The following is a 25285-nucleotide window of genomic DNA, read 5'->3' as shown; positions in this document are numbered from 1 at the left end:
AGTCGAGAAGAGTCGAGCTCAAAACATTTGTTCTCGACTAGGCTCGAACGGTAAAACTTGCATTTTGTAACAGGCCCATGAAGTAATGAAGCGATCGGATGTGTCCATTTATCCAATCAAAATGATCGATGAGATGTTGAGGAAGAAAATAAAATATGATTAAAGTCAAAGTTTGCCATGTGATTACCCGTATGATTATTGGAGGGGCTCAGGAGAACACGCTTCTTACGGTGGAAGGCCTTTGTCAAAAATCAAATTACGAAGTCACTTTGATTACAGGGCCTGAAAAGGGGCCTGAAGGGGATTTATTAGATCAGCTTCAAACCAACCCATCTTTTCAACTCATTATTGAACCTTCTTTAAGACGAAATATTCATCCTATTCGGGATGTGGTGGCATGTTTAAAACTATTCTTTCTTTTTCGCCGATCGCATTTTGATATTGTTCATACCCATAGCTCTAAGGCTGGAGTTCTTGCAAGACTTGCAGCCCATGGGGCAAGGGTTCCTGTGGTGATTCACACGATTCATGGTCTTCCATTTTATCCGTATCAAAATAAAATGATCAATTTGCTGTATCGCATTTTAGAACGTTGGGCTGCCCGATGGACAGATCGAATTATTACCGTGGCTGATGCCATGCGAGATCAAGCCGTTCAAGCAAAGGTAGCCCCTCTTGAAAAGTTTACCACCATTCGAAGCGGAATGAATTTAAATCCATTTCTTCGAAGAGATTATGATGTAACAAAAATCAGGAGCCGTTTAGGAATAGGCCCCCAAGATTGTGTGATCGGGAAAATTGCACGTCTGTTTCATTTAAAGGGCCATGAATATTTAATCGAAGCTGCCCAAAAAGTGGTGGCTCAATTTCCTGAAGTGAAATTTTTGCTCGTAGGGGATGGAATTTTAAAAGAATCATTGATCGAGAAAATTAAAATGGGGAATCTCGAAAGAAATTTTATTTTTACAGGTCTTGTGCAACCAGAAGAAATTCCTCAACTTATATCAGCGATGGACCTTGTCGTCCATGTCTCTCTTAGAGAAGGCCTAGCAAAGGTTTTGCCGCAAGCTCTTGCTTCTGGAAAGCCCGTCATTTCTTTCGATATTGATGGGGCACGAGAGGTGGTTCAGGAGGGGATAAACGGATTTTTGATCCCTCCATGTGATACATTATCTCTGTCTGAGGCCATGATCAAGTTTTTAAAGGATGCTGATCTATCTCATAAAATGGGTCAGAAAGGAATGAAATTTGTGGATCCTTATTTTAGAAAAGAATACATGGTTGAACAAATCGAGGCCCTGTACTCCAAGCTTTTAACTTTGAACCTTAAACTTTAAACTTTTACCCCGTTGGATAACGGGGTTGAACTGTTTATCATGTGGTTTATCACTTATCTTTATTTAATCGCATTTTCATTTTTGCTTTCCCTTCTTTGTGTAAAGGGATCGATAGGGCTTGCCTTAAAAACACATCTTTTTGATGATCTATCCCCCAGAAAATTGCAAAAAAAACCTGTTCCGCTTTTGGGGGGATTGGGAATCATGGGGGCATTCTTTGGAACGGTTTTCTTTAATGTTATTCTCTTGAGCTTTTTTAAAAATTCACCTGTTTTTCAAGCTTGGATCCCTCAAGATGTCGTTCGATATATTCCAGGGGCTTTATCGACCGTTCATAAACTGTTTTTTATTTTACTTGGGAGCCTCATCGTTTTTTTTGTAGGACTGATCGACGATATTGTTGAACTGGGGGCATGGCCTAAGTTAATCGTTCAAATCATCGCGGCTCTCTTTTTATTTTTTTCAGGGATTCGCATTACCCTTTTTACACACGTTCCGGGAATGAGTCTTTTCCTAACGGTGCTTTGGGTCGTGGCGATCACCAATGCTTTTAACCTCTTGGATAATATGGATGGCCTTTCTGCCGGAATTGCAGTGATCTCAGGCCTTTTTCTCCTTGTGATCTCGATGGCTGAGGGCCAGTATTTTGTCAGTTTATTTCTTTGTGTTTTTATAGGCTCTGTCTTGGGATTTTTAATATTTAATTTTCACCCGGCAAGGGTTTTTATGGGGGATGCGGGAAGTTATCTTTTGGGATTCTTAATGGCCAGTATGACTATTTTGGGCACTTACTATCGAAGAGGAGGATCAACCTCCTTTTCGATTTTAATGCCGGTCCTTGTTTTGGGTGTTCCCCTTTATGACCTTTTAAGCGTTATTTTAATTCGACTTCATCAAAAACGCCCCATCTTTAAAGGAGATAAAACCCACTTTTCTCATCGTTTAGTCCATTTGGGAATGAGTCAGAGAGGAGCCGTGCTATTTCTCTATCTTGTTTCTTTTGCCTTCGGTACTTCCTCTCTTTTGTTGGGGATGATTGAGCCTTGGGGCTTTCTCTTTATTTTTTTACAGGCATCTGCTTTTGTAATGATTATTGCAATGTTAGAGTATTTTGGGAGGATCCATTCAACTTAACGGTATGATTATAAAATCGGAATATTTAAATCGCGGCAAATTTTTCTCCCGAGAAAATCATTTACTTCTGTGTGACGAGGAACAGAGGAGGTTTTTTGGTTGGTGGGATTCCAATAAATCGAATGCTTTTTCCCCTCACGAAAGAGAAGACAGCCATACGATTGAAGATGACGAAGAAGTTCCTTTCGTTTCATTAGACGGCAATCGAAATGGGTTCTTCAATTACATTCTTACCATGACTTCGGTGAGCAAGTGCACGGTTAGCTTCCAAAACCATTTGCAATGCCTCTTTCAAATTTTTTTTCGCTTCGGAAAGTGTTCGTCCTTGGGTATTGACTCCAGCTATTTCCTCAACATAAGCGACATACCACTTTCCCTGTTTGCTGTAAACTGCAGTAAATTGTCCAATCATAATAAAATACTCCTCAAGGGAAATACTATCACATGAACTTGTCTTTTTCAATAGACGGGGTTTTAAAGCGGATATTGATCTATGGGGTTTGTCTAATGGTTATTCTACGCCCCTTAGTGTCCGGTCTTGTCTATCCCAACTCAAATTACCTTTTTTTGATCAGTGCCCTTTTTTTAGGATTTGTTGGGTGTTTGAGATCTATTTTCCTTGGAAAATTTTTGGTTCAAAAATCGGTGAATCATCTTTTTCATCTTATTTTTCTAATCCTCTTTTTACTTTCATGGTTTCATTCCCAGAACATTCAGGATGGGATTCAATTTTTTTTAAATGTTGCAACGGCTCTTTTGATCTACTTTCTCGTTGTTCATGTTTTTGAAGATGAAAGGGATTTGCTTAAACTGATAGGGACGCTTCTGGTCACGGGTGGGATCGTTAGTTTCTATGGTCTTTATCAAAGTTTTTTTGGCCTGGCAGAGACCCGGCAATATGTGATGGAACGAATCCCCCTCGATCAACTTTCTCAATCTTTTAGAATTCGGTTAGCGAGTCCACGTATTTTCTCGACTTTGATTTATCCAAATGCGTTAGCCGGGTATTTATTAACGCTTCTTCCTTTATCGCTCAGCGCATTTGGCATTCGAAACCGCAGATTTAAGTGGGTTGTAATGATCTCGATCGCTTTTTTTGGCGCGGTCATTTTTTTGTTGTTTGAGAAGCCTCTTTGGATATGGGTTACGGGTGTAGGTGCATTCGTTTATCCTTTGCTTTATTTTTTTATTTTTTTTCTCTCTTTTTCGAAGGGAGGATTAGTCGTTTTTTTCTTTGTGAGGCTGGCGGCCTACCTTATTTTATTTTTTCGATTAAACCTAAAACCTCCCTTTAGGAAGCGTTTTTTTTGGAGTGTGTTTATTTTAGAGACGTTGATTATTTTTTTCTTTTTGATCAAGGGAGAGAATTTTACTCTAGGAGTTTTTAAATCATCGAGTGCCCGCTACGAATATTGGAAAGCCGCTTTTAAAATGGTTCATGACTTTCCTTTATGGGGGTCAGGGCCTGGAACATTTGGTTCCGTTTATGCCCATTACAAACTCCCAGGGGCCGAGGAAACCCGAATGGCTCACAATAATTTTCTTCAAGTCACTTCAGAGTTGGGGTTGCTCGGAGGGATTGTTTTTTTACTCATCTGGTGTTTTCCAATGGTGACTTATTTTTGTCGAACGGTGAAGCGTGAAAAGGTTTCTTGGATAGGATTGGGGGCTTTTTTAGGAATTTTAGGTTTTTCCATTCATAGTCTCATTGATTTTGATCTTTATGAACCCTCTATTGCGTTGAATGCCTGGACTCTTCTAGCTATTTTACATCAATGTAACTTATCGAAAAAATCAGGGTACACATTTCAAATCTCAACTTCTTTAGGGAAGATGATCAGCATTCTTCTAAGTCAGGCGATGGTGATTTTATTATTGCTGGTTGTAAGAAATTTTTATGTGGCCGATGGACTTTTTCAACAAGCCCAGAAGGTCTCTTTGGAAAAGGATTGGGCGCTTACTTTAGATTTTCTAAATGAGTCGATTGAAAAAAATCCTCTCAATGCCCAAGCCTATTTTTTGAAAGGATCCATTTTGCAAATAGAAAAGAACGAGGCTAAAGCCATTCAGTATTATGGAGAGGCCTGCCAAAAAGATCCTTTTAATCCAGCTTATCCTTATCGTTTAGCCCTTCTTTTTAAACAATCGAAGGAAAAATCATCCAAAGAGATCATCCAAGAAGCGGAATTTTATTTTAAAAAGGCCATCGAAAACTATCCGACTCATCCTCAACTCCATTTTGCATTGGCCCAATTTTATGAAAGCATTGGACGGGCTCAACAGGCCTTGCTAGAATATCGCAAGGTTCGTGAATTTGGAGGAGATGCTCTGGAAGTTCGAAAAAGGATGAGAAAGTTGAAAAAAGAAGTAGGATGTTGCAGATAGATTTGAGAGAAATGGGTCAATAAATCTATGACTAAAGTTCTAATTATTCATGGCCCCAATTTGGGTCTTCTGGGTGAACGAGAGCCTGAAGTCTATGGCCACATGAGTTTAGAGAAGATCAATGAGGATTTAAAGAAGACTGCAAAATTATTGAGCCTTGAAATTAATTTTTTTCAGTCGGATCACGAGGGAGACATTGTTTCCAAGATTGGAAGTCTGTTAAAACAAAAATATAATTATCTTGTGATTAATCCTGCGGCCTATACTCATACCAGTGTGGCGATTCGAGATGCCATTCAGGCGGTAAAAATTCTAACCATCGAAGTCCATCTTTCCAATATTTATGCCCGAGAAGAATTTCGGCAAAAGTCTATGACGGCTCCTGTTGTCTTGGGGCAAATCTCAGGTTTTGGTCCCCAGAGCTACGTTCTTGCTTTACAAGCCATTTCCCTTCTGGAAAAAAAGCATTCGTAAGTTTACATTTTGTTCAAATTAGAACTTTATTGATTCTTGACTCCCTAAATTTTATAATGAGATGCTTTATAAGAGGGTCAACAAACGAGGAATAAAATGCTTGAAGAGTCCTATTCGGAATCAGTTGGAGATGATGTTCATCCGTTCGAAAAGAGTTTAACTCAGATTGAAAATGCTTTGGCAAAAGGAGCGCCAGTAGGTTTGGTCTATCTCGATGCCTCCAAGTTTTGGGCAGTTGAAGAGCATCAAGGTTGGGAATTTGTCGATAAACTCTTTCGCGAAACGGCCAAGTGTCTTTTAACGTTAAAAGAAAAAGTTCCTAGCTTTCTTGAAGTCCTTCCAACAAGCCGTATTTGGAGAGATGATTTTATCGTTTTTTTCGTTTCTAGAGCGAAAACTTGTCTTCAATGGACTGAAGGTTTGCTAACGCGAATGTCAGATATCGTACGAGAACAACTCACCCAACATTTTAAAAACTATCCGGGGATTCAAAATGGTGACATGTTGCAATTTTTCTTGGGCTGGTCATCGATTACTCCAGTTAAGGGACTTCCTCTGGGTGGATTGATTGGGCGGGCGATTCGTGAAGCTATTGATTTTGCGGCTGAGCAGCGTTTTTCAAAAGTTCCTCATTTGGCCTCTGAACTTAAAAAACTGATTGATAATGGGGAAATGACAACTGTTTTTCAGCCCGTGATTTATTTGGCTTCCAAGACCATTTTAGGTTATGAGGCTTTAGCAAGAGGGCCTGAAGGGACTGTTTTTAAAGATCCAGAGACGATCTTTCGGATTGCTTCTCAGGGACGATTTTTAATGAAGGCAGAACGACTGGCAAAAATATCGGCAATGGAATCTGCATATTTGATTCCTAATCAATACAAAATATTTTTGAATATTGAGTCGGAGCTTTTGATCCGTCCCGATGAGATTTTTAAAATGTTAAGGGAAGTGGGCTGTACTTCTGGAAGAATTGTTTTTGAAATCACCGAACGCAAGGCAGTGAAAGATTTTGAGCAGCTTCAAACCATGATTAAACTCATGAAAGAAGAAGGCTATCAATTTGCCATTGATGATGCGGGAAGCGGCTACGCCTCCATGGAATCCATTGCTATTTTAGATCCTCACTATATCAAGATTGATCAATCTATTATTAGGGGGATTGAATCGAACCATGTGAAACAGGACGTGGTTCGAGCTTTTATTAATCTTGTTAAATCTCGTCAAGGGACGCTGATTGCGGAGGGGGTTGAAACCCAAGGAGAAGCTGATATTCTGACCTCTTTGGGGGTCGACTGTGCTCAAGGGTTTTTCTTTGCTCATCCTGCCTTTCCTCCACCGATGTGGGAGGAGAAAACAATTAAAAATTAAAAATTGAGAATTGAAAATTTTCGATAGGAGAATTTATTCATGGTATTTGGAATAGGGGCGGGGATGATCGGTTTATTGATAGGGATTTTTGGGGGGCTTCTTTTTTTTCTTTTGAAATCGAAGTTCTCTCAATCTCAAACTCAGGAGCTTTTGATCCAAAAAACATTGGACAGTTTTCGCTCCGAGGTTAGATTAAGTCTCGATGGGAATGCTCAAGTGGTTCAACAACAATTAGTGGGTATTTTGAAACAGGTGGGTGATCAATTGCATCAAACCCGTCAGGATATTGGAGGGAGGCTTGAGGGTACGGCCCGGGTGGTGGGAGAGGTTCAAAATAAATTGGGCAAGCTTGAAGAGTCTAATCGGCAGATCTTTGAAGTAGGAAAAGACATTGCCCGTCTTCAAGAAATTTTACGAGCTCCAAAATTGCGAGGAGGATTGGGAGAATTTTTTTTAGGAGATCTTTTAAGTCAGATTATTCCTCCAGAATATTATCAGTTACAATATGGTTTTAAATCAGGGGCAAAGGTGGATGCCGTTATTCGTCTTGGTGGAAGGCATCTGGTCAGTGTGGATTCTAAATTTCCTCTAGAAAATTTTTTAAAAGGATTAAGCGCCTCATCGGATCTAGAAAAGAAAACGTATCGTAAGCAATTTCTGACCGATGTCAAAAAACATATTGATGCCATTGCCTCTAAATATATCTCCCTGGATGAAGGAACGTTTGATTTTGCTCTCATGTATATCCCTGCCGAGAATGTCTACTATGAAACCATTATTAAAGATGATACGAGTGAAACAAGTCATTCGCTTTTCCATTACGCTTTAGAAAAGAGGGTCATCCCTGTTTCTCCCAATAGTTTTTATGCGTACTTACAAGTCATTCTTTTGGGACTTAAAGGGATGAAAATTGAAGATAAGGCCTTGGAGACTTTGGGTCAATTGCATCGTTTAGCGGATGAGTTTGGAAAATTTAAAGAAGATTTTGACCGGGTTGGCGCCCATCTTTCTAATGCGTCTGGAAGTTTTGAAAAGGCTGAAAAGCATATGGGAAAGTTTGAAGAAAAACTTTTGCAGGTGGATGCGTTGGAAGGTACGGGCGTTAAAGAACTTGTCTAACCTTAACTGAATGAAACCTTCGGTGCTTGTTTTTCAGTCTCAGGGGCTTGAAAAAATTCTTCAGGAGAAAATTTAAAAAGATTGGCAATGAAGTTTGTAGGGAAGGATTGAACTTGAGTATTATATCTTGCTGTTGAATCGTTATAGAATTCTCTGGCCGATGCAATTTTATTCTCTGTTGAAGTGAGTTCTTCTTGTAAGGCCAGCATGTTTTGATTTGCTTTAAGATCTGGATAATTCTCCACAACGGCAAAGAGGGATTTCAGGGTATCGGTCAGCATGTTATTCGCTTCGGCCTGGGCTTTGACCCCAGAGGCTTGAAGTCCCATGTTCCTTGCCTGAATCACCTTTTCGAGGGTTTCTCTTTCATGCTTGAGATACCCTTTACACGTCTCCACCAAATTAGGAATGAGGTCATATCGCCGCTTTAGCTGCACGTCAATTTGTGCCCAGCCATTTTTGACGCCATAACGGCCTTTGACCAAACTATTATAAGCCCCGATCAGCCATAGGACGATAATCCCAACAACTCCCAACAAAACCCATGTTGCCATATTCTCACTCCCTAATTCTGAAACTCAAGGGAATTGTACAACAATCGTCTTCGGTAGTGTTAATTTAAAATTCAAAAATCAAAATTCAAAATGACAACCTAAAATCCAAAATTTTAAATGCCATTGCAAGGGAGACATTTTAAGTTTTACATTGTCCGACAAGATTTTTGATATTTGATTTTTGGATTTTCACGGTTGTAATGAGAAAATCATATTCGTGACTTTAGCGCTTGTGATATCATGAGTCCTCTTTATAGGAGTCATAAGCCATGATCAAAAATTTAAAACATCGAAGCGGTGCCTTAACAGATGGCCCGGATCGTGCACCTACTCGGGCGATGATGAAGTCGATTGGATTTACGGATGAGGATTTAAAAAAGCCCCTGATTGGAGTTGCGAATACGTGGATTGAAGTGATGCCCTGCAATTTTCATTTGAGAAGGCTTTCTGAAAAGGTCAAGGAAGGGATTCGTCGAGCTGGGGGAACCCCAATTGAATTTAATACCGTTTCTGTTTCGGATGGAATTTCCATGGGAACAGAAGGAATGAAGGCCTCTTTAATCAGCCGAGAGGTGATTGCAGATTCCATTGAATTGGTGGCTCGAGGACATTTGTTTGACGCGGTGGTGGCTCTTTCAGGATGTGATAAAACCATTCCTGGTACTGTCATGGCGCTGGCTCGTCTCAATCTTCCTTCCCTGATGCTTTATGGAGGGTCGATTATGCCAGGACAATATCAAGGGCATGATGTCACGATTCAGGATGTTTTCGAGGCGGTGGGTGCGTGTGCGGCCGGTCGAATGACGGAAAAAGAACTTCATAAACTCGAAGATGTTGCATGCCCGGGTCCTGGAGCCTGCGGTGGACAATTTACGGCTAATACCATGGCGATTGCAATGGAAATGCTGGGGATTTCTCCCATGGGGAGTGCTGGTGTTCCCGCTATGGATCCCAAAAAAGATGAAGTCGCTTTTAAGGCAGGACAATTAATCATGGAGGTCCTAAAAAAAGGACTTACTCCTTACCAAATTATCACTTATAAAGCGATCGAAAATGCCATTGCCTCGATTGCTCTTACAGGAGGATCGACCAATGGTGTTCTTCATTTTTTAGCCATTGCTGATGAAATGGGTCTTCCTTTAAATATTGATGATTTTGACCGCATTAGCTCAAAGACGCCGCTTTTGGCTGATCTTAAGCCCGGGGGCCGTTACGTGGCGCCTGATTTATATCGAGCGGGTGGAACCCGTTTAGTGGCTAAAAGGCTTTTAGATGGGGGACTTCTTAATCCGGATGAAATGACCGTCACAGGAAAAAAAATTGGAGAAGAGGCCCATCTTGCCAAAGAGGCTAAAGGACAATTAGTGGTTAGACCGTTAAATAATCCAATTAAGCCGACAGGAGGTTTTGTCATTTTAAAAGGGAATTTGGCTCCAGAAGGATGTGTGGTAAAGGTTGCGGGTCATGAAAGAATGCTTCATAAAGGGCCTGCGCGGGTTTTTAATTGTGAAGAAGATGCCTTTCATGCAGTTGAGAGTCGTCAAGTTAAGGTGGGTGATGTCGTTGTCATTCGTTACGAAGGTCCTAAGGGAGGACCTGGAATGCGTGAGATGCTGGCCATTACAGCGGCTTTGGTGGGAGAAGGTTTAGGGGATCAAGTGGCACTCATGACCGATGGCCGTTTCTCAGGAGCCACTCACGGTTTAATGGCAGGACATGTTGCGCCTGAAGCTGCTGTAGGAGGTCCCATTGCATCTTTAAAAGATGGGGATATGATTATTTTTGATATTAAAAATCGTCAGTTGAATGTTGAACTTTTAGACACTGAAATCCGTCAAAGGCTTGAAAAATGGAAAGCTCCAGCTTCTCATTATACGAAAGGGGTCATGGCCAAATATGCCCGCATGGTTTCTTCAGCGTCTAGGGGAGCGGTGACGGGATGAGACAATTGCGGATTTCGAATTGCGGATTGCGGACTCGAAAAGCAAAACTTTTTTAGATATTTATTCCTAAAGTCCGAAATTCGAAATCCGAATTCCGAAATTAAAAGGTGGTTAAGAAGAAATGAAAAAACTAATTCTAGCTATTCTTTTCTTAACAGTGCTCAGTGGATCTCTCGTTCACGCCTCTGACCCTTACCGGATCGATATCGAAGGCCCTATTAATTCTGTTCTTGCTGATTTTGTGGTTCAGGCCATGGATCAGGCGCAATCAGAGCGAGCGCCTTTTGTTATTTTACGCTTGAATACTCCCGGTGGTTTTGATGAAGGGATGCGTAAAATTATTGGAAAAATTCTTTTAAGTGAAATCCCGGTGATTGTTTATGTGGGTCCTTCAGGAGCTCGAGCGGCGTCTGCTGGGTTTTTTATTTTGCTCTCAAGTGACTTGGCTGTCATGGCCCCCGGAACCAATACAGGTGCCGCCCATCCCCTTTTGGCGCTTGGGGGTGTTTATCCCTTGGAAGAAGGGAAGGCCTCTACTTTAGTTGAAAAGGTGACCAATGATGCCAAGGCTTATTTAAAAAGCATTGTTGAGAAAAGAGGCCGTAGCCAAGAATTGGCTGAAAAAGGAATTACCGAAAGTAAATCTTTTACAGCTCAAGAGGCACTCGACGGAAAATTAATTGAATTCATTGCAAGGGATGAAAACGAGCTTCTTCAATTCTTGAAAGGAAAAGTGATCAAACGATTTTCAGGGGAAGAGGTCACTTTGCCAAAAGAAATCGGCCCCTTAAAGCCTTTTCAGATGACGCTTCGCCAGAGAATTCTATTGGCCATCAGTGATCCTAATCTAGCCCTTCTTTTAGGACTTTTGGGCCTTCTTCTTCTCTATTTTGAGTTCGCTCATTCTGGAATGATTGCCCCCGGTGTGTTAGGAACCCTTTCTATACTCCTTTCTTTAATCGGTTTTTCTCTCCTTCCCATCAATTTTGTAGGTGTTCTTTTAATTTTATTGGCCTTCGGTCTTTTTATAGCAGAAATTAAGGTTCAGGGGTTCGGAATTTTGGGAATCGGAGGGATTATCTCCATGCTGATAGGGACCTTGATTTTGGTGGATGCTCCTCAGCCGGAACTTAAAATAACTCCTTCTGTTGCGCTGGCTGTCGTTATTCCCTTTGGTTTGATTTTGATGCTTTTGATGAGACTAGCGATTAAGACGTTTAAACGAAAGGTTGAAACGGGCTTAGAAGGAATGGTTGGAACTTTGGGGGTTACGCAGACTGCTCTTTCTTTGGAAGGCAAAGTTCTCATTCGCGGTGAATATTGGGAGGCTGTTTCTTCTCGGCCCATTCCCCAAGGTCAAAAGGTTCGAGTTGTTAAAATTGAAAATTTGAAATTAACGGTTGAGGAAATAAAATAATAAGGAGGCATTATGATTTTTTCGCCCTTGGTGATTATGGTTGGAGTCGTTATTTTTTATTTAATCAGTGTCATTAAAATACTCAATGAATATGAACGGGGTGTCATTTTTAGGCTCGGACGAGTTCTGGGAGAGGCCAAGGGCCCTGGCTTAATCTTTGTTTTCTGGCCCTTAGACCGGATCGTCAGGGTTTCTTTAAGGACCATTACATTAGATGTTCCACCTCAAGACATTATTACAAAAGACAATGTTTCCGTGAAAGTAAATGCGGTCTGTTATTTTCGTGTGGTCAATCCTGTGCGGGCGATTATTGATGTAGAAAGTTATCTTTATGCAACTTCGCAATTGGCTCAAACGACGTTGAGATCTGTATTGGGGGAAGTCGAGTTAGATGATCTTTTAAGCAAAAGAGAAACTTTAAATGTAAAGTTGCAAAATATTTTGGATCAGCATACGGAACCTTGGGGAATTAAGGTCAGCTCCGTTCAAGTTAAACAAGTCGATCTTCCTCCTGAAATGATTCGAGCCATTTCTAAACAGGCCGAAGCCGAGCGTGAAAAACGTGCAAAGATTATTCATGCTGAAGGCGAATTTCAAGCGGCTGAAAAACTTTATCAGGCCGCGAGTGTTATTGCTCAAGAGCCTGCGGCCATTCAGCTGCGTTATTTACAGACATTAACCGAAATTGGCGTGGAAAAAAATACGACGATTGTATTTCCATTGCCGATTAATATTCTTGAAAATCTCTTAAAAAAAGAAAAACGGGACGTTCATTGATTTATTGATTTTCTTATCCCTCGCTTCGAAAATTCTTCTAAAAAACCCTTGAAAGTAGTAAAGAAGTAGAATAGTATTTTTTTGGAGCTAAAAATGATATCCAAATCTCATATCAATGTTACGATCGATCAATCTATTCTTCGCTGGATAGATGCGTTTCGAGGGCAGACCCCGCGATCAACCTTTATCAACCAGCTTCTTTCGAGTTTATCCAGGAAATCCAAGGCCATCTTTGACTGGGGGCTAGAAGAACATCTTGCAGCTGAAGACATCAAACATGGAAGAGTCAACAGATTTAACAACGCAAAAGACGCCGTTCGATGGCTAAAAAGCCGGTAGATTTTACAGACACCTTCAAGCAAAACTATCAACGCATGCCTTTTTCTATCCAGAAACGCTTCGATGAAAAATTGAAATTATTCATGGAAAACCCAATGCATCCTTCCTTAAATATCCATCGGTACAATGAGATATGGGAAGGGTATGTCACCTCTAAGTACCGCTTTACTTTTAGCAGCACCAAAGAAGCCTATCTTTTTAGGAATATTGGACCCCATGGCATCATTGACAAGGGCAAAGTTTAATTTTTAGAAGACAAATTCCTTGATTTTTTGATACCCTTAGCACCAATTCGGGAGCAATTTAGGAGCCTTGTAAAAATGAAACATACGATTTCTGTTTTAGTTGAAAATAAGTTTGGAGTTTTGGCACGGGTGGCGGGACTTTTCAGTGGTCGGGGATTTAATATTGATAGTCTTGCTGTGGGAGAGACTCATGATCCTACTGTTTCAAGAATGACGATTGTTGTTCAAGGGGATGACCTCGTTTTGGAACAAGTGGTTAAGCAGCTCAATAAACTGATAGATGTTATTAAAGTTATTGATATGAAAGGTAAGGAAAGAGTTGAACGAGAATTGGTTTTGATCAAAGTGACTGCAAGCGCTAAAACGCGTTCTGAGATTATGCAGATGGTGGATATTTTTAGGGCCAAAATTGTCGATGTGGCTCATGAGTCTTTGACCATTGAAATTACAGGTGATGAATCTAAGATCCATGGTTTTTTTGATTTGATGAAAGGTTTTGGAATTGAAGAGGTTGCCAGAACAGGGAAAGTAGCACTTTTAAGAGAATGAAAATCAAAAATCAAATTTCAAAAATCAAAATGACAGATCAAAATCCAAAATTTTATAAAGCCTTTGGTTTTTAACTTTTTAAATTTTAGTTTGTCATTTTGCATTTTGATTTTTGGATTTAAAGTTATAAAAGGAGATCGTTATGACCAAGATGTATTACGACAAAGATGCAGATTTAAAATATTTGAAAAATAAAACCGTTGCTGTTTTAGGGTATGGAAGCCAGGGCCACGCCCATGCGCTTAATTTAAAGGATAGCGGCGTTAAGGTCGTGGTAGGCCTTTATCAGGGGAGTCCCTCATGGAAAGAGGCTGAGAAGGCCGGGCTTGAGGTTTTAACCTCTTTAGAGGCAGCAAAAAAAGCGGATTGCATCATGTTCTTAGTTTCAGACATGAAGGCGCCGGAGGTTTATCAAAAGGATGTGGCCCCTTTCCTTAAGCCGGGGAAGTCGATTGCTTTTGCGCATGGATTTAATATCCATTTTGGTCAGATTGTTCCACCCAGCGATGTGGATGTTTTTATGATTGCTCCGAAAGGGCCTGGTCACTTGGTTCGAAGGACGTATACTGAAGGAGGAGGTGTTCCTGCTCTTTTGGCGATTTATCAGGACTCTACGGGTAAGGCCCATGAAGTCGCTTTGGCCTATGCGAAAGGAATTGGAGCGGCTCGGTCTGGAGTGTTGGAGACGACGTTTAAAGAAGAAACAGAAACCGATTTATTTGGCGAGCAAGTGGTTCTTTGCGGTGGATTAACCGAATCGATTCGAGCGGGTTTTGAAACCTTGGTGAATGCGGGTTATCAGCCTGAAGTGGCTTATTTTGAATGCCTTCATGAGGTGAAGCTGATTGTTGATTTAATCTATGAGGGTGGAATTTCGAATATGAGAAAATCTATCAGTGAGACGGCCAAATACGGGGATATTACACGTGGCCCTCGTGTTGTGAATGCTGAGACGCGGGCTCGGATGAAAGAAATTTTAACCGAAATTCAAACGGGTGAATTTGCTCGGGAATGGATTTTAGAGAACAAGGCCAATCGCCCTGTTTACAATGCAATTTTAAAGAGGGATTCGGAACATTCTATTGAAAAAGTGGGTGAAAAGTTACGTAAGTTGATGCCATGGTTGGGTGGAAAAGAGATTAAGAGAAAGCTGTATTAATACTTATTGCGGATTTCGGATTTAAGGAGATTATTCATTAAAAGAGTTGCTGTTTTCAAAAATCAAAATGACAGATCAAAATCCAAAATTTTATAAAGCCTTTGGTTTTTTAACTTTTTAAATTTTAGTTTGTCATTTTGCATTTTGATTTTTGTCATCATGAACTTTCAGTCCACCCAAGTGGGTGAAAATAAAGAACATTATTGTACATTTTTTCTATTTTCATGACTGAATTTTGGATTTTTCGGTCTCGACTATGAACAGTAAATCTGTAGAAAAAATTATTATCTTCGATACCACTTTGCGTGATGGTGAGCAATGTCCGGGCGCAAGTTTGAATCTGCGCGAGAAACTGGAAGTGGCTCATCAATTGGCCGCTCTTAATGTGGATGTCATTGAAGGGGGATTTCCCATTGCCTCTCCGGATGACTTTGAGGCGGTGAAGGCTATTTCTCTTGAGGTCAAAGGGCCCAGAATTGCTGGGCTCGCCCGCTGTGTGGATAAGGATATTGAAAAGGTAGCGCAGGCTTTGGAGAAGGCTTCTCTTTCCCGTATTCATGTTTTTTTGGCAACTTCTAAAATTCATATGCAGTATAAATTAAAAAAAGCAGAAGATGAAATTTTGAAAATGGCGGTAGAAGGGGTTAAAAAGGCAAGGAAGTATGTCGAGGATGTCGAATTTTCTCCAGAGGATGCTTCCAGGACAGAGCCTGCTTTTTTGGCCAAAGTGGTCGAGGCCGTCATTGAGGCGGGGGCAAAAACTGTCAATATTCCGGATACGGTAGGTTATGCCTTTCCAGAAGATTTTGGAAAATTGATTTATTATCTTCGACAAAATGTCAGAAATATGGCTCAAGCTGTGATCAGCGTTCATTGCCATAATGATTTGGGGTTGGCGGTTGCAAATTCCTTGATGGCGATTCGAAATGGGGCTCGCCAAATTGAGTGCACGATCAATGGAATTGGGGAACGTGCAGGAAATGCCTCACTTGAAGAAATTGTAATGACCCTCAAGACGCGAAGGGATATTTTTAAAGATGTAGAAACGCATGTCCGTACGAAAGAAATTATTAAGACCAGTCGCTTGGTGAGTAATTTAACAGGAATGGTTGTTCAACCCAATAAAGCCATTGTGGGCGAGAATGCGTTTGCCCATGAATCAGGGATTCATCAAGATGGGGTATTAAAAGAACGAACGACTTATGAAATTATGAGTCCTGAAGACGTAGGGCTTTCCGCCAGCAATTTGGTCTTGGGAAAACATTCAGGGCGTCATGCCTTTCGTGAAAGATTGAAATTGCTTGGATTTTCCTTGAATCAGGAAGAAATTGACAAGCTTTTTGAAAAATTTAAAGTTCTGGCCGATAAGAAAAAAACGGTTTATGACGAAGACTTGGTTGCCTTAGTGGAGGATGAATTGGCCCAAGTTCCTGAAATTTTTCAATTGGAATATCTTCATATTGCCAGTGGAAATACGACTGTTCCTACGGCTACGGTTCGCCTCAGGAAAGATCAGGAGGTTTTTGAAGATGCGGCCTGTGGAGATGGTCCGGTCGATGCAAGTTACAATACCATTGATCGACTTACTGGGATTAAAGGAAAACTATTGGACTATTCCTTAAGGTCCATCACAAGTGGGAAAGATGCCTTGGGAGAGGTCGTGGTCAAGGTTCAAATTGATTCCCGTACGGTGACAGGGAAGGGAACTTCGACCGACATTCTTGAGGCGAGCGCTCGAGCTTATTTAAATGCCATTAACCGGATTCTTTTTATTAAAGAGAAGAAGGATGTGAAGGGAGTCTAGAGAATTGCGGATTTTGGATTGCGAATTGCGGAGTGAAAAGCAAAGACAGAACGGATTTTAAATAAATAACCTCCTTAAATCCGCAATTCGAAATCCGCAATCCGCAATATTTTTATATGGGTTTTTCATGATGCTTCAAAAAAAATACATCTGTGGTATCTTTGGTTTTCCGATTCGTCACACGGCTTCTCCAGCCATGCATCATGCGGCCTTCCAGTATTTAAAAATGGATGGGGTTTATCTTGCTTTTCAAATTCTTCCTGATGATTTAAAAAAGGCGATTGAAGCTCTTCGTGCTCTTCATCTGAATGGCGTGAATGTCACTATTCCTTATAAGGAGAAGGTGTGTCATTGGCTTGATGAGCTCAGTCCCGAGGCGGCTCAGGTTGGGGCTGTGAATACCATTAAGAATGAGGATGGCAGGCTCATTGGCTTTAATACCGATGTCCAGGGCTTTAAAAAGGCGTTGGAGGAAGGGTGGGGGAGATCTCTTAAAAATGCTCGTTTATTGGTGATCGGAGCAGGGGGAGCCGCTCGAGCGGTGGCCGTTCAAGGAGCCCTATCGCGAGTTCGCTCGATCAGCATTCTGAACCGTAGTGAAATTCGTCTCAAAATTTTAATCCGGCATCTTAAAGTGCATTTTCCGGAAATTGAAGTGACCGGATGTGTTTTAGGAAGTACCGAAAGTCGTACTGAAATTGGAGCGGCTGATTGTGTTGTCAATGCCACGAGTTTAGGAATGGCGAAAGACGATCCCATGCCCATTTCTCCGAACTGGCTTGATCCCAGGACTTATGTTTATGATTTAATCTACAATCCATCTGAAACAACATGGATACGAGAGGCGATTGCTCGAGGTTGTCGAGCTTCAGGAGGAATGAATATGCTTCTGTATCAAGGGGCGTTGTCCTTTCAGATTTGGACGGGAAGACGGGCTCCGATAGAGGTAATGAGAAAGGCGTTAAAAAACAGTTTAAAGTTTAAGGTTTAAAGAGGAAAAGCATAAAAACGGCTGGAGGCTCGAGGCTCGAGGCAAAAACAGAAAGACTTTTTTAACTTTGAACTTTAAACTTTAAACCTTGAACTGTTTTTTGGAGTAGCCATGATTCTTATTCTTTTATTTTTGGGTGCGTGTATCGGAAGTTTTTTGAATGTGTGTATTTATCGCTTGCCGCGGGAGCGGTCCATTATAACGCCCCGGTCCTACTGTCCTCGCTGTTCCAGGACTATTTCGTGGTATGACAATATTCCCATTATCAGTTATTTAAATCTTTCAGGACGATGTCGATTTTGTGAAGAAAAAATTTCATTTCGTTATCCCTTGGTTGAATCCATCAGCTCCCTTTTAACACTTTGGGTCTGGAATGAATCGATTCAATCCAATCTCACCATTCTTGAAATTGTTGCAAGGCTTCTTCTGACTTATGCCTTGATTGTGGTGACAGTGATTGATTGGGATTTTTATATTATTCCAGATGGAATCACTTATCTTTTTTTATTTTTGGCTGTTGTGTTAGGGCTATTTTTTCCGTCTCATCTTCATGCCGCTACGCGCTTAGATTCTTTAGGAAAATTGGCTTTGGGGATCTTTGCAGGTGCAGGATCTTTATGGTTCATTGGCTGGCTTGGAAAGATTTTTATGAAGAAGGATGCGATGGGGCTAGGGGATGTGAAATTGATGGGTATGGTCGGTGCTTGGTTAGGATGGAAGGCTGCTCTTTGCTCAATCATGCTTGCTTCAATCATGGGATCTATTTTTGGAATCGCGTTTATTATTTTTAAAAAGCTAAAAATGGAGAGTCGGATTCCTTTTGGCCCTTTTCTTTCGATGGGCGTTTTTATTTTTATGATGTGGGGAGATTGTATTCTAGATTGGTATATGAGTTTTTTGAATGACTTTAGAGTTTAATGACAGGCCATTTTTAAACGGGTTAAATTTAAAAATCAAAGATCAAAAGTCAAAATTAAGGAGGGATTTAATAAATGAACTCCTTCATTTTGCATTTTGACTTTTAAATTTTGAATTTCTAATATGAACATTGTCCTTTTTGGTTTCATGGGTACAGGAAAAAGTGCTGTGGCTCCCGTCCTTGCAAGGCGTCTTGGACTTCGCTGGGCGGATATGGATGCCTTAATTGAAGAGAGAGAAGGATCTCGGATTGAAGAGATCTTCGAGAAAAAAGGGGAGCCCTATTTCAGAGAGCGGGAACGAGAATTGGTAAAGGAATTAATTTCTCAAGAGGGATGGGTTGTTTCCACAGGAGGAGGGGCTATTTTAGATCCCAAAAATATCGAAGATTTTGAAAAATGGGGTTTAGCTATTTGCTTAAATGCAAGCATTCAGACGATTTTTGAACGGACCCGGCATCGTCAAGACCGTCCCCTTTTAAGAGGAAGTGAACCTCTCAAAAAAATTGAAGATCTTTGGGCTTCCCGTCAACCCTTTTATCGAAGAATTTCAAATCAGATTGATACCACGCATAAGTCAATTCATGATATTGTAGAGACCATTTTAGAATGGGCGAAGGAATATAACTATAAAAATCCAAACATCAAAAATCAAAAATCAAAATGACAAATCAAAAATTAAAATATTTCTATAATGTTGTTGCGTGGAAAACTCAGCCCTTGTTGATAAAAGGCTGAGAACGACAAAACAATCTTAACAGTGAAGATGCGTTTTCAATTGCCAGAGACAGACGAAGATTTACTGTGCAGCAATAAAATTAAAAATGAAGAATTAAAAAGGAAAAATTGTGGAAATTGTAAGAGTAGACTTGGGGCATCGCAGTTATGAGGTCATGGTCGGGAAGGATTTATTAGGCCGTCTCGATGAGCTTGTTTCTCATTTAGGTCTTGGAACTTCGTGTGCTCTTGTCACTCATGAAAAATTATTTGGATTATTTAATGAGCCCCTTTTACTTGCTCTTAAGAGAAAACGGATCAGGGTTTATCCCATTTTTGTTCCTGAAGGCGAAATCTCTAAAACTTTTGAATGGGCTGAAAAGGTTTATCAGGTGATGTTGGATAGTAATCTGGATCGAAGTTCCTTTATGATTGCTTTGGGGGGAGGAGTCGTAGGAGATTTGGCTGGATTTGTGGCTGGAACTTACATGAGGGGAATTGATGTGGTTCAAATCCCGACTACGCTCTTGGCTCAGGTCGATGCCAGTATTGGAGGGAAAACTGGGGTCAATCTCCCTGCAGGGAAAAATTTGGTTGGCGTTTTTCATCAACCTCGTTTGGTTTTGGCCGATGTCAGTACTTTGTCTTCCTTGAGTGAAGAAGAGTTTCGTTCAGGATTGGGGGAAGTCGTCAAGTATGGAGTGATTCAAGATGTAGAGCTCTTTGATTTTTTGGAAAAAAATGTTCGGCTGATCATGGATCGTGACCCAGAGGCCTTACAATGGATGATTCATCGATCCGCCAAAGTGAAGGCCTATGTCGTGTCAGAGGACGAGAAAGAATCTTCTCTCAGAGCCATTCTCAATTTTGGTCATACCTTTGGCCATGCATTAGAAGCCTCAACAGGGTATTCCATGTATAAGCATGGTCAAGCTGTTTCGATTGGAATGGTTTGTGCTGCATGGATGTCAAAGGAAAAAGGGGTGCTGAGGGAAGAGGAATTTGATCGGCTGGTTCATCTTTTGAAATTGTATGGCCTTCCTACTTCTTACAAAAGACCTCGTGCCCGAGATGTCTATCCTTATCTTTTCTCTGACAAGAAAAAGAAAAAAGGGGTTTTAACCTTTGTTTTGATGAAAAAAATTGGCGAGGTTTTCCCGTCCAAAGATGTTTCACCGAAACTGGTTAAAAATGCGTTGGAAAAAATTCATAGATAACTGTGAAAATTCAAACATCAAAAATCAAAATGACAATGTAAAATTTAAAATATTTCCTTTGTAATAGCATTAGAAATTTTGAATTTAAATATGTCATTTTGCATTTTGATTTTTGGATTTTAAATTAAAAAGGGAAATCGGAGGGGTTATTTTCATTGGCAACAACTATGAAAACAGCTGTGGGATTTAGTGGGCATATTCTTCTATGACTGAAAAAGAAGCCCTTATTTTACTCAACATGACTCCAGGAGTTGGGCCCGTCTCCCTTCGGAAAGTCAAAGCATTTTTCCCCAATGTTGTTGATGTTTTTGGTGCAAAGGCAGAAACATTGTCACAGAATCTCGAGCTTCGTTTAGACATCGCTTCTCGGATTTTGGAAGCCCCTCAAAAAATAGACTGGAAGAAAGAGTTAGATTTTATATTTCAAGAAAAGATTCAGGTGATGAGTCTTTGGGAGTCAGATTATCCATCCTTGTTGAGCCAAATTTATGATCCTCCACCGCTTCTTTATCTCAAAGGAAAGAATCCTTTCAAAGGTGTTTTATCGATTGCCTTGGTGGGAGCCCGCTCATCCACTCTCTATGGAAATCAAACGGCTTATCGCCTAGCGTTTCAACTTGCTTCTTATCAATTCGCAGTCGTGAGTGGATTGGCTCGCGGGATTGATACCCATGCCCATCAAGGGGCATTAGCAGCAAAAGGGGTCACAGTGGGGGTGATGGGGTGTGGTATGCGTCATTTTTACCCCCAGGAGAATCGATTTTTAAGTGATTCTATTCTTGAGCGGGGTTGTGTCGTCACTGAATTTCCTTCTGAAGTTCCTCCATTGGGAGCCAATTTTCCGAAACGAAATCGTATGATCAGTGGTTTATCTCTAGGGGTTGTTGTGGTTGAAGCGGCCAGGCGAAGTGGTTCTCTCATTACAGCGAGTCTTGCTCTGGAACAGGGCCGCTCTGTTTTTGCAGTTCCAGGAAGAATTGATATTCCTTCTGCCTCAGGAACCTTAGGATTAATTAAAGAGGGGGCAAAATTGGTTCAGAGTGTAGAAGATATTTTGGAAGAATTGGGAATAGAGATCACTGTAGAGAAGGATGAAACTCTTATAGAAGCTTCCTTGACTGAGGAAGAAAAAAGCATTTTAAGGGGTTTGAATTCTGAACCTGTCAGCGTGGATGAACTTGCTCGTCATGTAAAATTTGAAACTTCACGGCTTTTGTCTTTGCTCTTTGGCTTGGAATTAAGACATTTTGTGAAACAACTCCCTGGGAAATATTATATAAAAAACAGTCCACAGTCCACGGTCCATCGTCTACAGAAATAAATAATTTCTTAAAATTGAACGATTGATTTTAGCCTCTAAAGAATAGTTCGATCCAATTCTAGGAAAAACAGTTATGTTATAATCTTTGTATGAAAAAGCATGAGGTCTAAGAGATTCTGTGGATAAAAATTAAGATAAGCTATAAGCTTTGTTGTCACCCGTCTCCAGTAACCGGTGACAGGCGACCGGTAAACGGCGACCCAGTTAAAGAAAGGGGTAAGAAGTGGCAAGTCGTGAGAATAAGGTAAAAACTGAAGGGGCTCTGGTCATCGTAGAGTCTCCTGCTAAGGCCAAGACCATTAATAAAATTTTAGGAAGTCATTTTCAAGTCAAGGCCTCGATGGGGCATGTTCGGGATTTACCTACCAGTAAATTTGGCGTTGATGTTGAGCATGGTTTTATTCCTCAGTATCGAGTTTTGGTTGCTCGGAAAAAAATTGTGTCTGAATTGAAAACGGCTGCTGATCAATGTGCTGAGATTTTCCTAGCGCCTGATCCTGATCGGGAAGGGGAGGCCATTGCCTGGCATTTATCTGAAATTTTGACCGATAAATCACAGAAGAAAATCCAGCGGGTGAGTTTTAATGAAATTACAAAGAGTGCTGTTTTAGAGGCCTTTAAACATCCGAGGGAAATTAATATGCATCGGGTGGATTCCCAGCAAGCCCGTCGAATTTTGGATCGTATGGTTGGATATAAAATTAGTCCCCTCCTATGGAGAAAAGTGGGAAAGGGTCTTTCGGCTGGACGTGTTCAATCGGTTGCCGTTCGTTTGGTTTGTGATCGCGAAGAAGAAATTAAAAGTTTTATTTCTAAAGAATTTTGGTCCATCGAGGCGCTTCTAAAGAAAAACCCTCAAGAATCGGTTTTCGAAGCAAAACTCGATCGGATTAAGGGAGAAAAAATCGAGATCCCTGATTCTAAAAAAGCTCATGAGATTGTGGCGGATCTTGAATCTCTTAAAAGTACATTCTTTGTCGCAAATGTCGAAAGCAAGGATAAAACCCAAAAGGCCTATCCACCCTTTATCACCAGTCAATTACAGCAGGCCGCTGCTAATACTCTACGATTTCCAGTTTATAAGACCATGAAAATTGCTCAGGAACTTTATGAGGGAATTGAATTAGGCGATGAAGAGAGCGTCGGATTAATCACCTATATGAGAACCGATTCTTATCATATTTCTCAAGAGGCTTTTAATGAGGCCCAAGCGTATGTCGCGGGACGTTTCGGAAAGGAATATTTGCCGGAAACTCCCAATGTGTATAAAAGTAAGAAAGGGGCTCAAGAGGCCCATGAAGCGATTCGACCTTCCTTCGTTCAGAAAGAGCCTGACAAAATTAAAGGCTATCTTACAGGGGATCAATATAAACTCTATCGACTCATTTGGAGGCGTTTCCTACAAAGCCAAATGTCTCCGGCTCGTTTAAAGGTTCATACCGTAGAAATTTCAGTGGGATTAGACCCAAAAAATCTAGATCAGTTGGAAAAGGCCCCTTATCTTTTTAAATCTTCGGGCTCTGAAGTTCTTTTCCCAGGTTATCTGGTTTTGGAGGAACCGAAAGGGGAAGAGGAAGAAGATACGGACAAGGAGGATAAAGAAAAGAAAGAAAAAGAAGTCATTCTTCCAAGTTTTGCGGTGGGAGAAAAATTGATTTTGGATCAATTAAAACCTAATCAGCATTTTACAAAACCTCCTCCGCGTTACAATGAGGCAAGTTTGGTAAAGGCTTTAGAGGAGAGGGAAATTGGGCGTCCGAGTACCTATGCGCCGATTATTCAGACCATTTTAAAGCGGGATTATGTGATAAAGGATCGTGCAAAGTTAATGCCAACCGAGTTGGGCTTTACGGTGACGAAAATTTTAACCGAGCACTTCCCGACCATTATGGATATTGAATTTACTGCAAAAATGGAAGGGGATTTAGATCGAGTTGAAGAAGGAGAGGAAAATGGGGCTCATTTATTGGAAGAGTTTTATAAGCCCTTTATTCAAACAGTTGAAAAGGCCTCTAAAAATATTCCGACTGTGAAGCAAGAACCCATTCCAACGGATCAGGTCTGTGAAAAGTGCGGTTCAATGATGGTGATTCGTACCGGACGTTATGGGAAATTTCTGGCTTGTTCAGGTTTTCCAAAGTGCCGTAATATCAAGTCGATTGATACAGGGATTGCTTGTACGAAGCCCGGATGTACTGGAAAAATTGTTAAGAGGCGCTCTAAAAAGGGAAGAACCTTTTTTGGCTGCACCCGCTACCCGGAATGTGATTTTACGACTTGGGATCTTAAACAAATTCAAGGCCCTGAAAAATCCAGCGAAGAAACTTCTTCTGAGGGACCCCAGACCCCAGATCAGGGACCGGGGACCGGGGACGGAATAGAAGGGCGTCTTTAAATTTGCGAATCTATTTTTATGAATGAATCACTCGAGCGCTTCTTCAAATATCTGTCGGCCGAGAGAAACGCCTCCGAGCACACCCTGTCCAACTACAGAAGAGATTTAAATCAATTCGTTAAGTTCTTGGAGAAGAATGCTCAAACGATTCAATGGAAGCAAGTGCAACATTTTGATGTTCGAAGATTCCTGGGCGATCTTCAAAAGAAAAATTATGCACGTTCTTCGATGATTCGAAAAGTGGCTGCTCTTAAAAGTTTTTTTAAATATCTGTGGAGGGAAGGGCATCTTTCCGTAAATCCTATGCGCTTTGTTGCTTCACCCATGGGGAAACGTTCTCTTCCCTCATTTTTAGCGGTGGACGATATGACTCGTCTACTGAATGTTGTTCAAGGTTCGGATTGGATGGCGCTTCGTGATAAAGCTATTTTAGAATTTCTCTATGGAGCAGGTATTCGGGTGAGTGAACTGACTTCCCTTCATTTGGATGATGTTGATTTTGGAAGTGAGTTGGCAAAGGTTCGTGGGAAAGGAAAAAAGGAAAGACTGGTTCCGATAGGAAAAATAGGACTTCAGGCCTTAAAAAAATATTTGGTGGAACGAGGGGCGATTCGTTCTCAGGCCCTTTTTGTAAATAGATTTTATGAACGGCTTTCGAGCCGAAGTGTTGAAAGAATGGTCAAAAAATATGTGCTTTCGGCCGGACTTCTTCAGCATGTCACTCCTCATACCCTTCGTCACAGTTGTGCCACGCATATGCTGGATCGTGGAGCAGATTTAAGAGCGGTACAGGAGATTTTAGGTCATCAAAATCTTTCCACCACTCAGATTTATACCCATGTGACGGCTGAAAGATTAAAGAAGGTCTATGATCAGGCGCATCCAAGGGCGTGATAAAACAATGAAAAATGTAAAGTGAAAAATGTAAAAATGGTTCAACCCCGTCATGCGACGGGGTTGAAGTTTAAGGTCCAAAGTTTAAGGTTTAGTGCGCCAAGCAAGCCAACAAAAGCAAGCCGAAATAAGGAGCCTGAGTAAAGGCTAACCACCGACTCAGAACTGAACTCTGCACTTGGAGAGGCAACGAACCGAGTGAAGCCAGAGGGAAGGAGATTGACGACCG

General features: G+C 41.0%; 24 protein-coding genes. 21 read left to right on the top strand and 3 right to left on the bottom strand.

Annotation, left to right across the window (positions count from 1 at the left end; translation table 11 throughout):
- Positions 1-191: 191 nt before the first annotated feature.
- Positions 192-1337: a glycosyltransferase family 4 protein gene (locus HYS07_01810; GenBank protein ID MBI1869910.1), complete on the top strand. Its 1146-nt coding sequence runs from the start codon at positions 192-194 to the stop codon at positions 1335-1337.
- Positions 1338-1376: 39 nt separating this feature from the next.
- Positions 1377-2471: an undecaprenyl/decaprenyl-phosphate alpha-N-acetylglucosaminyl 1-phosphate transferase gene (locus HYS07_01805; protein MBI1869909.1), complete on the top strand. Its 1095-nt coding sequence runs from the start codon at positions 1377-1379 to the stop codon at positions 2469-2471.
- A gap of 8 nt (positions 2472-2479) precedes the next feature.
- Here HYS07_01805 and HYS07_01800 read toward each other — a convergent pair whose 3' ends face one another.
- Complete coding sequence (locus HYS07_01800) at positions 2480-2665, bottom strand: type II toxin-antitoxin system HicA family toxin (protein MBI1869908.1); 186 nt, start codon at positions 2663-2665, stop codon at positions 2480-2482.
- Positions 2665-2883 (bottom strand): type II toxin-antitoxin system HicB family antitoxin, encoded by a 219-nt coding sequence (locus tag HYS07_01795; GenBank protein ID MBI1869907.1) that lies wholly within the window; start codon positions 2881-2883, stop codon positions 2665-2667. Before HYS07_01795 ends, HYS07_01800 begins: the two co-directional genes overlap by 1 nt.
- Positions 2884-2978: 95 nt before the next feature.
- Here HYS07_01795 and HYS07_01790 point away from each other — a divergent pair, with 95 nt between their 5' ends.
- The 4 genes from HYS07_01790 (at position 2979) to HYS07_01775 (ending at position 7817) form a co-directional block, all read left to right on the top strand.
- A complete protein-coding gene (locus HYS07_01790) occupies positions 2979-4856 on the top strand; it encodes an O-antigen ligase family protein (GenBank protein MBI1869906.1) in 1878 nt (625 codons plus the stop codon).
- A 27-nt stretch (positions 4857-4883) separates the two neighbouring features.
- On the top strand, positions 4884-5330 hold the full coding sequence (gene aroQ, locus HYS07_01785; protein ID MBI1869905.1) for a type II 3-dehydroquinate dehydratase: 447 nt from the start codon (positions 4884-4886) through the stop codon (positions 5328-5330).
- 96 nt (positions 5331-5426) lie between these two features.
- Positions 5427-6698, top strand: a complete 1272-nt coding sequence (locus HYS07_01780) for an EAL domain-containing protein (protein MBI1869904.1) — start codon at positions 5427-5429, stop codon at positions 6696-6698.
- Positions 6699-6737: 39 nt separating this feature from the next.
- On the top strand, positions 6738-7817 hold the full coding sequence (locus tag HYS07_01775; GenBank protein ID MBI1869903.1) for a DNA recombination protein RmuC: 1080 nt from the start codon (positions 6738-6740) through the stop codon (positions 7815-7817).
- Between the two features lie 2 nt (positions 7818-7819).
- Here the strand turns inward: HYS07_01775 and HYS07_01770 are convergent, their stop codons facing one another.
- A complete protein-coding gene (locus HYS07_01770; GenBank protein MBI1869902.1) occupies positions 7820-8371 on the bottom strand; it encodes a LemA family protein in 552 nt (183 codons plus the stop codon).
- Between the two features lie 269 nt (positions 8372-8640).
- On the opposite strand from HYS07_01770, the gene ilvD reads away from it, so the two are divergent.
- From ilvD to xerC, 15 genes are all read left to right on the top strand, one after another.
- Positions 8641-10314 (top strand): dihydroxy-acid dehydratase, encoded by a 1674-nt coding sequence (ilvD, locus tag HYS07_01765; protein ID MBI1869901.1) that lies wholly within the window; start codon positions 8641-8643, stop codon positions 10312-10314.
- Between the two features lie 121 nt (positions 10315-10435).
- On the top strand, positions 10436-11731 hold the full coding sequence (locus HYS07_01760; protein MBI1869900.1) for a nodulation protein NfeD: 1296 nt from the start codon (positions 10436-10438) through the stop codon (positions 11729-11731).
- 12 nt (positions 11732-11743) lie between these two features.
- Positions 11744-12508, top strand: a complete 765-nt coding sequence (locus HYS07_01755; protein MBI1869899.1) for a slipin family protein — start codon at positions 11744-11746, stop codon at positions 12506-12508.
- Between the two features lie 93 nt (positions 12509-12601).
- Positions 12602-12847 carry a hypothetical protein gene (locus HYS07_01750; GenBank protein ID MBI1869898.1) on the top strand — a complete coding sequence of 82 codons (246 nt, stop codon included), beginning with the start codon at positions 12602-12604 and terminating at the stop codon, positions 12845-12847.
- The gene (locus HYS07_01745) at positions 12829-13092 is read left to right on the top strand and encodes a hypothetical protein (protein MBI1869897.1); all 264 of its coding nucleotides are present in this window, start codon (positions 12829-12831) and stop codon (positions 13090-13092) included. The genes HYS07_01750 and HYS07_01745 overlap by 19 nt, the downstream gene beginning before the upstream one ends.
- A gap of 75 nt (positions 13093-13167) precedes the next feature.
- Positions 13168-13641 (top strand): acetolactate synthase small subunit, encoded by a 474-nt coding sequence (gene ilvN / locus HYS07_01740; GenBank protein ID MBI1869896.1) that lies wholly within the window; start codon positions 13168-13170, stop codon positions 13639-13641.
- Between the two features lie 142 nt (positions 13642-13783).
- The gene (gene ilvC, locus HYS07_01735; protein MBI1869895.1) at positions 13784-14800 is read left to right on the top strand and encodes a ketol-acid reductoisomerase; all 1017 of its coding nucleotides are present in this window, start codon (positions 13784-13786) and stop codon (positions 14798-14800) included.
- A 256-nt stretch (positions 14801-15056) separates the two neighbouring features.
- Positions 15057-16604, top strand: a complete 1548-nt coding sequence (locus HYS07_01730; protein MBI1869894.1) for a 2-isopropylmalate synthase — start codon at positions 15057-15059, stop codon at positions 16602-16604.
- Positions 16605-16731: 127 nt separating this feature from the next.
- Positions 16732-17595, top strand: a complete 864-nt coding sequence (locus tag HYS07_01725; GenBank protein ID MBI1869893.1) for a shikimate dehydrogenase — start codon at positions 16732-16734, stop codon at positions 17593-17595.
- A gap of 111 nt (positions 17596-17706) precedes the next feature.
- The gene (locus HYS07_01720) at positions 17707-18513 is read left to right on the top strand and encodes a prepilin peptidase (protein ID MBI1869892.1); all 807 of its coding nucleotides are present in this window, start codon (positions 17707-17709) and stop codon (positions 18511-18513) included.
- Positions 18514-18636: 123 nt separating this feature from the next.
- Positions 18637-19179, top strand: coding sequence for a shikimate kinase (locus HYS07_01715; protein MBI1869891.1), 543 nt, complete (start codon positions 18637-18639; stop codon positions 19177-19179).
- 181 nt (positions 19180-19360) lie between these two features.
- The gene (locus HYS07_01710) at positions 19361-20446 is read left to right on the top strand and encodes a 3-dehydroquinate synthase (GenBank protein MBI1869890.1); all 1086 of its coding nucleotides are present in this window, start codon (positions 19361-19363) and stop codon (positions 20444-20446) included.
- Positions 20447-20651: 205 nt separating this feature from the next.
- Entirely contained in the window at positions 20652-21767 is a 1116-nt protein-coding gene (gene dprA, locus HYS07_01705; protein ID MBI1869889.1) for a DNA-protecting protein DprA, read from the top strand.
- Between the two features lie 223 nt (positions 21768-21990).
- Positions 21991-24162, top strand: coding sequence for a type I DNA topoisomerase (gene topA / locus HYS07_01700; protein MBI1869888.1), 2172 nt, complete (start codon positions 21991-21993; stop codon positions 24160-24162).
- A gap of 18 nt (positions 24163-24180) precedes the next feature.
- Positions 24181-25056 (top strand): tyrosine recombinase XerC, encoded by an 876-nt coding sequence (xerC, locus tag HYS07_01695; protein MBI1869887.1) that lies wholly within the window; start codon positions 24181-24183, stop codon positions 25054-25056.
- Positions 25057-25285: the final 229 nt, after the last annotated feature.

Source organism: Chlamydiota bacterium (assembly GCA_016178055.1).
Lineage (GTDB): Bacteria > Auribacterota > JACPWU01 > JACPWU01 > JACPWU01 > JACOUC01.
The sequence above is the reverse complement of the archived record's forward strand: the minus strand, read 5'-3'. Positions and strand labels throughout refer to the sequence as shown.